10 protein-coding genes, 1 tRNA gene, 2 rRNA genes, 1 other RNA gene and 1 other annotated feature (1 of these 15 cut by a window edge) are annotated in these 12,241 nt (G+C 39.0%); of the genes, 5 read left to right on the top strand and 9 right to left on the bottom strand.

Annotated features, from left to right (window positions below; translation table 11 throughout):
• Positions 1 to 142: 142 nt before the first annotated feature.
• Both ffs and tadA read right to left on the bottom strand, forming a co-directional pair.
• An RNA gene (gene ffs / locus L8T27_RS00125) (signal recognition particle sRNA large type) lies at positions 143 to 407 on the bottom strand.
• A 77-nt stretch (positions 408 to 484) separates the two neighbouring features.
• Positions 485 to 1,003, bottom strand: coding sequence for a tRNA adenosine(34) deaminase TadA (gene tadA / locus L8T27_RS00120; protein WP_233319463.1), 519 nt, complete (start codon positions 1,001 to 1,003; stop codon positions 485 to 487).
• Between the two features lie 117 nt (positions 1,004 to 1,120).
• Here tadA and L8T27_RS00115 point away from each other — a divergent pair, with 117 nt between their 5' ends.
• The 4 genes from L8T27_RS00115 (at position 1,121) to L8T27_RS00100 (ending at position 4,474) form a co-directional block, all read left to right on the top strand.
• Positions 1,121 to 1,684, top strand: coding sequence for a cysteine hydrolase family protein (locus L8T27_RS00115; RefSeq protein ID WP_192486472.1), 564 nt, complete (start codon positions 1,121 to 1,123; stop codon positions 1,682 to 1,684).
• Positions 1,685 to 1,723: 39 nt separating this feature from the next.
• Entirely contained in the window at positions 1,724 to 3,007 is a 1,284-nt protein-coding gene (locus L8T27_RS00110; protein ID WP_192486473.1) for a glycoside hydrolase family 18 protein, read from the top strand.
• Positions 3,008 to 3,168: 161 nt separating this feature from the next.
• The gene (locus L8T27_RS00105; RefSeq protein WP_192486474.1) at positions 3,169 to 3,828 is read left to right on the top strand and encodes a deoxynucleoside kinase; all 660 of its coding nucleotides are present in this window, start codon (positions 3,169 to 3,171) and stop codon (positions 3,826 to 3,828) included.
• The gene (locus L8T27_RS00100) at positions 3,806 to 4,474 is read left to right on the top strand and encodes a deoxynucleoside kinase (RefSeq protein WP_192486475.1); all 669 of its coding nucleotides are present in this window, start codon (positions 3,806 to 3,808) and stop codon (positions 4,472 to 4,474) included. Before L8T27_RS00105 ends, L8T27_RS00100 begins: the two co-directional genes overlap by 23 nt.
• A 111-nt stretch (positions 4,475 to 4,585) precedes the next feature.
• On the opposite strand, the gene L8T27_RS00095 is transcribed toward L8T27_RS00100, so the two are convergent.
• From L8T27_RS00095 to guaB, 5 genes are all read right to left on the bottom strand, one after another.
• Positions 4,586 to 4,678, bottom strand: a tRNA-Ser gene (locus L8T27_RS00095).
• Positions 4,679 to 4,798: 120 nt separating this feature from the next.
• Positions 4,799 to 6,073: a serine--tRNA ligase gene (gene serS, locus L8T27_RS00090; RefSeq protein WP_192486476.1), complete on the bottom strand. Its 1,275-nt coding sequence runs from the start codon at positions 6,071 to 6,073 to the stop codon at positions 4,799 to 4,801.
• Between the two features lie 81 nt (positions 6,074 to 6,154).
• Positions 6,155 to 6,381, bottom strand: a binding site (T-box leader).
• 61 nt (positions 6,382 to 6,442) lie between these two features.
• Complete coding sequence (gene pdxT, locus L8T27_RS00085) at positions 6,443 to 7,030, bottom strand: pyridoxal 5'-phosphate synthase glutaminase subunit PdxT (RefSeq protein WP_192486477.1); 588 nt, start codon at positions 7,028 to 7,030, stop codon at positions 6,443 to 6,445.
• A 359-nt stretch (positions 7,031 to 7,389) separates the two neighbouring features.
• Positions 7,390 to 8,721, bottom strand: a complete 1,332-nt coding sequence (locus L8T27_RS00080; protein WP_311315985.1) for a serine hydrolase — start codon at positions 8,719 to 8,721, stop codon at positions 7,390 to 7,392.
• A 163-nt stretch (positions 8,722 to 8,884) separates the two neighbouring features.
• Entirely contained in the window at positions 8,885 to 10,351 is a 1,467-nt protein-coding gene (gene guaB, locus L8T27_RS00075) for an IMP dehydrogenase (RefSeq protein WP_192486479.1), read from the bottom strand.
• Between the two features lie 113 nt (positions 10,352 to 10,464).
• Here guaB and L8T27_RS00070 point away from each other — a divergent pair, with 113 nt between their 5' ends.
• On the top strand, positions 10,465 to 11,415 hold the full coding sequence (locus L8T27_RS00070; protein WP_237940502.1) for a YaaC family protein: 951 nt from the start codon (positions 10,465 to 10,467) through the stop codon (positions 11,413 to 11,415).
• 58 nt (positions 11,416 to 11,473) lie between these two features.
• On the opposite strand, the gene rrf is transcribed toward L8T27_RS00070, so the two are convergent.
• Positions 11,474 to 11,590, bottom strand: a 5S ribosomal RNA gene (rrf, locus tag L8T27_RS00065).
• Positions 11,591 to 11,706: 116 nt separating this feature from the next.
• Positions 11,707 to 12,241 (bottom strand): 23S ribosomal RNA (locus tag L8T27_RS00060) (it continues 2,400 nt past the right edge of the window).

The raw sequence follows: 12,241 nt of genomic DNA, 5'->3' as shown, positions 1-12,241 counted from the left end.
TCTGCTCTCATTATTATATCTTATCTAAATATATTTTTACATTAAAACAATGGACATTGTTATTGTTATGTATCCAAAACTATATAATCAAAAAGACTCACTCTTTTAGAAGAATGAGTCTTTTAATTATAATATTAAACTGCCGTGCACCTTTCGTCGACTAGCTCCCATAAGCGTTACTTAAGCAGTTAGCTCAGTCCAGGCAACCCTGCGGCACATGGGGGTGTCCACTTAATGCTGCTTCCTTCCGGACCTGACATAGTTCATGGATTCCCATTGCGCAGGACCCGGACGTCAACACCACTTGCTTAAGGCAGACCCTACAGGACACTAGCCTCAGAAAGGAATTCAGCCTCGCTAGAGCGGATTGCGAGTACAGGGCACCGCTACCTCCCCGCTTAGCACGACAAACTTGATACCAAATTTTAATGTGTCATCTTGGACACAAACTAAGTATACTTATATTCAAACAAAAAAGCAATAATTATAAGCTGTTAATTTTTGTAATTTCTATTTCAGCCTTCTTCTTCTTCTTTTCAGCTTTCTTTTTTGTACGAAGTTCACGGAAGAAGTTAGTCAAAAGCTCTCCTGTTTCCTCCTTGAGCACTCCTGATACTACTTCAGATTGGTGATTAAACCGATCATCCTGAAGAAGATTCATAAAAGTACCAGCACAGCCTCCCTTAGGGTCACTTGCACCATATACTACCTTTTTAACTCTTGAGAGTATGATAGCACCTGAGCACATAGCACACGGTTCTAAAGTAACATAGAGCACTGCATTATCCAGCCTCCAGCTTCCTGTCTCTTTGCAAGCTATATCTATTGCCAGAAGCTCAGCATGAGCAATTGCAGTTTGCTCTGCCTCGCGCAAGTTATGCGCTTTTGCAATAACCTCTCCATCGAGTACAATAACAGCTCCTATTGGCACTTCCCCAATAGCTCCTGCTTTCTTTGCCTCCTCTATAGCTATCTGCATGAAATACCTATCATTTTTTTCTATTTCCACTTTTCATCACCCTGTGCATACTGTCATTTTTCTTGCCAACTGTAATTTATTTTCACAAAGTTACTTAAACTAATGTCATCATTCCTAATAACTCAATAAAGAGAGGTTACTATGAGCACTTCATCTAAGGCACTTTTAATAATTGATATGATTAATGACTTCCAATTTCAGCATGGAAAAGTTTTGGCTGAAAAAGCTGCTGCAATCGCAGAAAACATTTTTGCTTTAAAGAAATACTGTTATAAGTCCAATATTCCTGTAATCTATATCAATGACCATTATAGCTTATGGAAAGCAGATATAAACAGTATCATTGATTATTGTTCTAATGAATACAGCCACAACATCCTTGAGAAGATAGCACCACAAAAGGCAGATTACTTTTTAATAAAACCGAAGCATTCCGCCTTTTACGGCACTGCATTAAACACACTTCTCCATCAGCTTAAGGTGGATGAGCTTATCCTGACAGGCATTGCCGGCAATATTTGTGTCCTATTTACAGCTAATGATGCTTATATGCGAGAATACTCTATTATTGTTCCTGACAATGCCATCGCCTCTGTCGATGAAAAAGACAATGTTTATGCTTTAACAATGATGAAGAACGTAATGAAAGCAAAAATATTTAAGTATGAAAAAAATAATATCATGTCGTCCCCACTTCAAACATAAACTGCAATAAGTAATTTTAACAGCAGGAGGGGATTTCCCATGCAAATACATGTTGTGCAGGCAAACCAGTCATTGACAGGCATTGCTCAAGCTTATGGAACTACTGCAGCTAATATAGCAGAGGCAAATGAGTTGCCTAACCCTAATAAGCTCGTCATAGGTCAAGCATTAGTTATTCCAATTGTCGGGCGGTTTTATTGGGTGCAGCCAGGGGACAGCTTATGGTCTATCTCAAGGAGATTTGGCATTTCCTATCAACAGCTTGCCAGCGTCAACAGAATCTCGCCAAACAGTCCTTTAACAGTAGGTTACCGTTTATATATACCACAGCAAACTAAACGCGCAGGAGAGTTTAATGCATATGTTGAACCTAGAGGAACAACTGTAGCTCCTGTTCTTGAGTCTTCCGCAAGGGAAGCAGCACCTTATCTCACCTATCTCGCACCTTTCAGCTTCCAAGCGTTAAGAGATGGCAAGCTGAAGGAACCTTTACTTAATAATTTCCCTACTATTGCAGCAAATAATAATAATGTACTGATGATGGTTATCACAAATCAAGAGAATGACCAGTTCAGTGATGAGCTTGGCCGAATATTATTAAATGATCAAGCCATCCAGAATACCTTTTTAAATAATATTGTGTCAACAGCTAAAAAATATGGCTTTAGAGACATTCATTTTGATTTTGAGTTTTTGCGTCCTGCTGATCGGGAAGCTTATAATTCGTTTTTACGTAAAGCCAAAGCCCGTTTCTCACAGGAAGGCTGGCTGCTTTCCACTGCTCTAGCCCCTAAAACCAGCGCTGGGCAGAAAGGAAAATGGTATGAAGCTCATGATTACCGTGCTCACGGGCAAATTGTCGACTTTGTTGTAATAATGACATATGAGTGGGGCTACAGCGGCGGACCAGCTATGGCAGTATCTCCCATTGGCCCAGTGCGCAATGTCCTTGAATATGCCATTACCGAGATGCCCTCCAACAAAATAATGATGGGTCAAAACCTTTACGGGTATGATTGGACACTTCCATTTGTACAGGGTTCAGTCGCAAAAGCTTTAAGTCCTCAGAGCGCCATTCAACTGGCAGCTGACAATAATGTTGCTATCCTTTACGATACAAATGCACAGGCGCCTCACTTCAACTATACAGATGCACAAGGAAGGCAGCATGAAGTATGGTTTGAAGATGCTAGGTCTATACAGGCAAAATTTGATCTAGTAAAGGAATTGAATATCAGAGGTGTAAGTTATTGGAAGCTCGGACTATCGTTTCCGCAAAACTGGCTGCTCATATCAGATAACTTTAACGTCACAAAAAGATAACCACTACACTTCAAAGGCTGCCTCTTGTTAGGCAGCCTTTTTCCAGGAAATAATATGCACTTTTATTTAACACTAGTTAATGTCCATAACCGCTTTTCATGTGTTAAAATGACTTCATATGTCTTTTTTTATCATATTTTATAAATCAGGAGGGACAAGCATTGAACAATATCCCTTTTATTACAGTAGAAGGTCCTATTGGTGTTGGAAAAACTTCCTTAGCGAAGCTGCTTTCTGAACATTTTCAATATCATCTATTAAAGGAAATAGTCGAGGAAAACCCTTTTTTAGGTAAATTTTACGAGAACATTGATGAATGGAGCTTCCAAACGGAAATGTTCTTTTTATGTAATCGATACAAACAGCTTAATGATATTCAATCCCATTACTTGGACAAGAATATTCCCGTGGTAGCTGATTATCATATATTAAAGAATTTAATTTTCGCAAAGAGAACACTACAAGAGAAAGAACTAACAAAATATATACGTATATATGATGTTTTAACAGAGGATTTACCTGCGCCAAACATTATCATCTATCTACATGCTAGTTTAGATACTCTGATGGACCGTATCCAACAAAGGGATAGAGATATTGAAAAAAATATTAGCCCTCTTTATTTAGAGCAATTATCAACCGATTATCATGAAGTGATGGAGCAGTACCAAGAACAGCATCCTCATATCCCGGTGCTGTCATTCAATGGCGATACATTAGACTTTGTGAAAAATAAAGCTGATCTTGAAACTATTATAGATAAAGTGAAGCAAACATTAAAATTAGGAGCCTATACACATGAACCTACGCACGAAATATAATATTCCAAGCAATTCTGTAATTACAATTGCCGGAACAGTCGGTGTCGGCAAGTCCACATTGACTAATGCTCTTGCTGATGCACTTCAATTCCGCACATCTTTTGAAAAGGTAGATACGAACCCATATTTAGATAAATTTTATCAAGATTTCAGTAGATGGAGTTTCCATTTGCAGGTGTACTTCTTGGCAGAAAGGTTTAAAGAACAAAAGAAAATCTTTGAATATGGCGGAGGTTTTATTCAGGACCGTTCTATTTACGAAGATACAGGTATTTTCGCAAGAATGCATTATGAAAAAGGCACAATGTCTGAAACAGATTACGAAACATATACAAGCTTGTTCGATGCAATGGTAATGACACCATATTTCCCACATCCAGACTTGCTGATCTATTTAGAAGGTTCATTAGATGACATACTTACGAGAATTGACAAACGAGGACGGACTATGGAAAAAGAAACTCCTGTAGAGTATTGGCAAGAAATGCATACTCGCTATGAGAAGTGGATTGATTCCTTTAGTTCATGTCCAGTCTTGCGATTGAACATAAACGACTATGATGCAACAGAAGGAAGTTCTGCTATCGAACCGATAATTGAGAAGATATCTGTTATTCTTCAGCAAAAGAATCTTGTAAAAAGATAAAGAAGAGGATTATTCCTCTTCTTTTTTTATATAGGAAAACAAAAAAAGCCTGCTGTAAACAGCAGACTTTTATATCTCCAATATTTATGCGCGATATTAGTAAAATAACTATGGAGGAGGAAAGGGGATTCGAACCCCTGCGCGGTTTGACCCGCCTGTCGGTTTTCAAGACCGATCCCTTCAGCCGGACTTGGGTATTCCTCCATCAGACAGATAACAATATATCATATGTAGTTTTTACTGTCAACATTTATTCAATATTTATTCAATAAATATATAGAAGAAGCATTCGCTTCTTCTATATATTTTATAATGCCCAATTAATCAGCCTATAACCTCTCTATTTCCCATATATGGACGCAGTACTTCTGGAATCACTACACTGCCGTCCTCTTGCTGATAATTCTCTAATATTGCTGCCACTGTACGCCCTATTGCAAGGCCTGAACCATTAAGTGTATGAACATGCTCTGGCTTGCCTTTTGCTTCCCTGCGGAAACGGATGTTTGCTCTTCTTGCTTGGAATGCTTCAAAGTTACTGCAAGAAGAAATTTCTCGATATGAACCATAGCTTGGTATCCATACTTCAACATCATATTTTTTCGCTGCTGTAAAGCCTAAATCACCTGTGCACATGCTTAAAACACGATATGGCAGGCCTAATAGCTGTAATACTCGCTCTGCGTTTGCTGTCAGTTTTTCCAGCTCTTCGTAAGAATCTTCCGGTTTAACAAACTTAACCAATTCTACTTTATTAAATTGATGCTGTCTGATTAGCCCTCTTGTATCTCTTCCTGCAGACCCAGCTTCAGAGCGGAAGTTTGCACTGAAAGCAGCATATTTGATTGGCAGCTGATCACCATCTAATATTTCATCACGATGCAGGTTAGTTACAGGCACCTCAGATGTAGGGATTAGGAAGTAATCCTCTTTTTCAATCAAGAACGCATCTTCTTCAAATTTAGGAAGCTGCCCTGTTCCTGTTAAGCTTGCTCTATTGACTAAAAATGGAGGAATAACTTCCTTGTAGCCATGCTCTTCTGTATGAAGGTCGAGCATAAAGTTAAATAGTGCTCTTTCTAGTCTGGCACCAAGCCCTTTATAAAACACAAAACGGCTTCCAGTAACTTTTGCTGCTCTTTCGAAATCAAGTAAATCCAGCTCTGTCGCTACATCCCAATGTGGTTTCGGTTCAAAATCAAAATTTCTTACCTCTCCCCATTTTCTGATCTCTACATTATCATCCTCTGTTTCACCAACAGGTACACTTTCATGGGGAAGGTTTGGTATTCCGAGCATAATTGCCTGCAGTCTCTCTTCAACCTGGCGAAGCTCATCATCAAATCCTTTAATTTTGTCACCAACTTCACGCATTTCCAAAATTAAAGATTCAGCATCCTTCTTTTCACGCTTAAGTGCAGCAACTTGTTGGGATACCTCATTTCTTCTGCTTTTTAGTTGTTCTGTTTCTACAATCAGCTCTCTTCTTCTTGTGTCAAGCTCCTCAAAATGATCCAATTCAGACAGATCTTCGCCTCGATGCTGAAGCTGTTCTTTTACAAATTCAAAATTAGCACGTACAAACTTAATATCAAGCATGTATTCTTCCTCCTTGCTTTTTTAGCTATATGCTCTAAACGATAAACCCTTTAGCAGAACACAAAAAACTCCCGTCCCCAAAAAAGGGACGAGAGTTACCCGCGTTGCCACCCTAGTTGAAAGCAAATATGCTTTCCACCTTAAATACATAACGGTTTTTAGCCGAAAACAATTACTTGCCATCTTACATGGCTTTCCTTGTTTTTACTCTAGGATGGATTCACAGGCTTTATTCACCGATTCACACCAGCCATCGGCTCTCTTTAGAATAATGTATTCCTGCTACTGATTCCTATCAGTGTAGATGTCATATAAAAGTTTTTTTCATCGTACTATAATTATGAACAAAGTTCAACCACTATATGCAAATTAGTTCTTTTTTGATTCATCTACCATAGAAATGAAATACCCTGTCAACCGGTGATCTTGTGTCAGCTCTGGATGGAAGGAACAACCAAGAAATTGTCCTTCTCTCGCTGCTACAATCCTGCCGTTATGCTTAGCAAGTACTTCCACATTCTCACCTGCACTTACAATATGCGGTGCTCTTATAAATACAGCAGTGAAATCCTCAGCTACATTAGCTATATCCAAATTTGCTTCAAAACTGTCCACTTGACGGCCGAAAGAATTTCTTTCCACATGAACATCCATAACGCCGATATGGGGCTCTTTATAACCTTCAATTGATTTTGCTAAAAGGATTAAGCCTGCACATGTCCCAAACATCGGTTTTCCTGATTCAGCAAACTTCTTTAAAGGCTTCATAAAATCATACTTATCAATAAGTCGACGCATTGTTGTGCTTTCGCCGCCTGGAATAATCAAACCGTCAACCTCGTTCAGTTCTTCTTTATTTTTCACAAGAACTGCCGTTGCTCCATTAGCTTCTATTGCATTCATATGTTCTCTAACAGCTCCCTGAAGGCCAAGAACACCTACTTTTATATCTGTCATAGTTTTATCTCCTTATTACCAGCTATGCTCCTTCATGTACGCTTCTGGTCCCCAAACTTACAATCTCATCGCCAAATAGCTGTAATCAGTTTTTTTCAGATCTTCATCTTGGTAATGTTCTAAGGCTTTAGCGAATTTTTATATATTCTGTGTTAATAACATCCCGAACTACAATGTACTTATGGTTATCTGCCAGTTTCTCCGTAGCTATAATCATTCAAAGCCCCCTATTTCCGCCTTCTATTCGCAGAGCCTGCTTAATTGACCAAAAGAATATGAGTTGTATTGTATAAATTTCCCTAATGAAAATAAACAATAAAAAATGGTTCCTGTCAAGACAGGAACCATTTCTTTTCTTATTAAAACCATCCTTTTACTGTGGATGAAACACTATCCCAAATATTTGCAAAGAATGAACCTACGCCACGCATTGCTAATACGAACCAGTTTGCTTTTTCAACTGTTTCGGCAGCAACAACATCAACGCTTGCCTTTTCTGATCCATCACTAGTTAAGAACGGAACTGCTTTTCCATCCTTTGTCTCTAAAGTAATATAACCAACCTTATCACCTTTTTTGACTGGAGCTGCCAGTTCACCCTTGCTGTTTAACTTTTTGTCATCCAATACTAGCTTTGCCACATAGTTTTCTTTATCTTCTTTTTTAATCACTAAATTAACAGCATCGCTTGTTTGAATTTTTACAGAGTCTTCTTTACCTTTTGTTACTTTAACAGATTCGTTTCCCTTTACTGTGTAACCCGCAGGAAGAATCTCTTCTGTGCTGAAATTGTTAAAGCCATAATTCAACAGTTTAGTTGCGTCTGTGAAACGGCTGTTTTTCGTTTCGCTCTTCATAATTACTGCAATAACACGTTGATCTCCGCGTTTAGCTGTTGCAGTTACATTGTAGCCTGCATAATCTGTAGAACCTGTTTTAAGACCATCTGCTCCTTCATATCCAAACACCAAAGAAGGCAACAGCCAGTTAAAGTTATCATATGTTCTACCATCACGGAATTTTAGCCTTGGCATGCCAGATGTCTCCAGCACTTCAGGGTAATCATTCAGCAAGTGATAAGCAAGTGATGCAACAGTTTTCGCAGACATCTCATTTTCATCTGTTTCACTGCCTGCAGGGTGATTGCCCAATAAGTCGCTGTTATTTAATCCAGATGAGTTTACAAACTTATAATCTTTAAGCCCGAGCTCCTCTGCCTTTTCATTCATAACATTAATATAGTTTTTTTCTGTTCCAGCAATTAGTTCAGCCAATGCTACTGTCGCAGCATTGCCAGAAAATATACCCATCGCTTGGTAAAGCTCTTTTACAGTGTATTCTTCCCCCTCTGTCAATCCTATGTTAGAAAGACCAGGAGCACCAGATAAACGGTGAATATAATTATTTATTTTAACCTTTTGATCCCAGCTAATTTTTCCTTCTTTTATTGCTTCAAGGACAATATATTCTGTCATCATTTTTGACATGGATGCTACACCCATTAGTTTATCTGCGTTCTTTTCGTATAATATTTCCCCCGTGGCAGCATCAACTAGTATAGCTGCACCAGCTTCCAATCCTAAAGTATCCTCATTCTCAGCTGCCTTTGCTTGTTGCGGTAGACCTGCAGCAACGGTGCTCACGAAAAGCACGGCCATAAGTACATACAGCGTCCACTTTTTTAATTGCATCAATGATAAAACCTCCAACACATTATTATTATCTATTAAACTTTAAATTATTTTTTTAAATTAAGAATTTCCCTTGTACAGTTTACCATAAAAAAAACAAAAAAAATAGACGGTGATAGAGTTCACCATCTATTGTAATATTCCGTAACAATTGCAAAACTACTTAAGAAATAGAGTAGTTTGGAGCTTCTTTTGTAATTTGGACATCATGCGGATGGCTTTCTCTTAAACCAGCTCCTGTCATTTTTACAAATTGTGTATTTTCTCTCAAATCAAGAAGATCTTTCGCACCACAATATCCCATACCAGAACGGATACCGCCTACTAGCTGATAAATTGTATCAGAAAGAGGTCCTTTATATGGAAGTCGCCCTTCAATACCTTCTGGAACAAACTTTTTGTTATCTTCTTGGAAGTAGCGGTCTTTAGAACCTTTTTCCATTGCTGATACAGAACCCATACCTCTGTATACTTTAAAGCGTCTGCCTTGGAATATTTCCGTTTCTCCAGGGCTTTCAGATACCCCAGCAAGAAGGCTTCCCAACATAACAGCATGTCCGCCAGCAGCCAGTGCTTTTACGATATCTCCTGAATATTTAATTCCTCCGTCAGCAATGATTGCTTTACCGTGTTTTCTAGCTTCTGTTGCACAATCATAAACTGCCGTAATTTGTGGAACACCAACACCTGCAACAACCCTAGTCGTACAGATTGATCCTGGTCCGATTCCTACCTTCACCACATCTGCTCCTGCTTCTATAAGTGCTCTTGTACCTTCAGCAGTAGCTACATTCCCAGCGATAATAGTTAAATCAGGGAAAGCATTCCTTATATCTCTAATACCGTCTAGAACACCTTTAGAATGTCCATGAGCAGTATCAATAACGATAGCATCTACTTGGGACTTAACTAAAAGCTCAACCCTTTTAATAGCATCGCTCGTTACGCCTACAGCAGCACCTACAAGCAATCTACCTTGTGCATCTTTAGCAGAGTTAGGGAACTCAATAACCTTTTCAATATCTTTAATTGTAATAAGGCCTTTCAAAACTCCCTCTTCATTGATAAGAGGCAGCTTTTCAATTTTATGTCTTTGCAGAATTTTTTCTGCTTCCTCTAACGTTGTACCTACTGGAGCCGTTACTAAGTTGTCCTTAGTCATTACATCACTAATTTTAATGGAAAAGTCTTCAATGAAACGAAGGTCTCTGTTTGTTATGATACCTACAAGTTTTTGCTCATCATGGTTATTAACGATAGGTACACCTGAAATGCGATATTTTGACATCAGATGTTCTGCATCAAATACTTGATGGTCTGGAGTTAGAAAAAATGGATCAGTAATTACACCACTCTCAGAGCGTTTAACTTTATCTACTTGCTCAGCTTGCTGTTCAATTGACATATTTTTGTGAATGATTCCCATTCCGCCTTGTCTAGCGATTGAGATTGCCATTTCAGCCTCTGTTACAGTATCCATACCCGCACTAATCAATGGGATATTTAATTTTAAATTAGACGCCAATTCTACTTTTAAGCTTACATCTCTTGGCAATACTTCTGATTTGGCAGGTATCAATAAAACATCATCAAAGGTTAAACCTTCTTTAGCAAATTTACTTTCCCACATTTTAACGCCTCCATTTAGTAAAAAAATATTATTAGTAGGTTATCAATTGGACAAAATACTGTCAAGGTTAGTTCAATAAGTTTCATTTTTCAAAAAATTCAGGAGGCAAACATATGTACAGTTCTTATAAGGACTGGGACTCGTTTAGCTGCTTTTTTTCCGCAGAATATTCCCAGCTTTTTCTAAAAAAATGCTATAAATTACTACATACCAGTGATGTCGATACGAAGAGCTATCAAAACTGCTATCCATTTATTTATTTTCTTGAGCATGGTAAGCTCTATTATCAACAAGCCCTAAACTCACCAATAAATATCCAGCCAGTTTTACTTTTTTACGGGTTTGTTCATCTAATAAAAGCTTGTCTCCTTACAATAGATCCTGCCTATCCAAGCAGTACCTCTGTACTAGCTCATGGTGTCTCAACAAGAAAAAGAAAAAAACAACAATACTTATTTTTTAAGGATGAAATAAAAATTCAAAAAAACGGATTATTTGCATGTATGTCGGAGAATATGTTTCAGCTTCCTTCAATTGAAGGAGAGAAGTTTAATATGGGTGAACTATTAAAACAAATACCTGAACTTAATGACTTATTCCATATATTCACAGGAAGTCCAACCTTTTTGCCGGTTACCCTTTCCAGTACAGAAGCAACCATCCCTTCTAAAGTGCTAGATAGTTACTTTATGAGTCAAGGCCGTTTTCAGCAGTACTTAGAAGACCAGTTAGGAATTCCTATTAAGGGGATAAGCACGAATAAAACTAGTCTTAATATTTCTTTTTCAGATAGCTTGCAGCCGGCTGCCCCGTTCTACTTCCATGTAACGGATGCTCAATACTATATTCCGGTAGAAAAACGCAGTGTACAGTTGCCTGAAATTCTTGTGCATTATTTATTATTATATAATTTGAGCATGATTGCCAGGTATGAAATAGAGTGGTGGAGTGAACTGATGAAGACGATGCCTAATCAAGATTATCCATATATTGAATCCTTTTTATCAATAGCTGCCAAAAAGGGGCCGCAGCTTATCTTTCAATTTTTAGCAAACAAAATGTAGCTTAGATTTCCTAATAAAACAAAAAGCACCTAGTTAAACTAGATGCTTTTTTTAAAGTGCCTGGCGACGTCCTACTCTCACAGGGGGAGAGCCCCCAACTACCATCGGCGCTGAGAAGCTTAACTTCCGTGTTCGGTATGGGAACGGGTGTGACCTTCTCGCTATCGCCACCAGACTATTATGTTTTTATGAGTTGTTCTCTCAAAACTAAATCATCTTCGAAGAAAAACAAGAACCAAGCAATCATTCATGTCCAGCTGCAGAAGCCAAAGCTTCTTCCGCTTTCCTATTTTAGTTAAGTCCTCGATCTATTAGTATTTGTCAGCTCCACGTGTCACCACGCTTCCACCTCAAACCTATCAACCTGATCATCTTTCAGGGATCTTACTAGCTTACGCTATGGGAAATCTCATCTTGAGGGGGGCTTCATGCTTAGATGCTTTCAGCACTTATCCCTTCCGCACATAGCTACCCAGCTATGCCTTTGGCAAGACAACTGGTACACCAGCGGTGCGTCCATCCCGGTCCTCTCGTACTAAGGACAGCTCCTCTCAAATTTCCTACGCCCACGACGGATAGGGACCGAACTGTCTCACGACGTTCTGAACCCAGCTCGCGTACCGCTTTAATGGGCGAACAGCCCAACCCTTGGGACCGACTACAGCCCCAGGATGCGATGAGCCGACATCGAGGTGCCAAACCTCCCCGTCGATGTGGACTCTTGGGGGAGATAAGCCTGTTATCCCCGGGGTAGCTTTTATCCGTTGAGCGATGGCCCTTCCATGCGGAACCACCGGATCACTAAGCCCGACTTTCGTCCCTGCTC

The sequence above is a fragment of the Niallia sp. Man26 genome (assembly GCF_022049065.2).
Classification (GTDB): domain Bacteria; phylum Bacillota; class Bacilli; order Bacillales; family Cytobacillaceae; genus Niallia.
The sequence above is the reverse complement of the archived record's forward strand: the minus strand, read 5'-3'. Positions and strand labels throughout refer to the sequence as shown.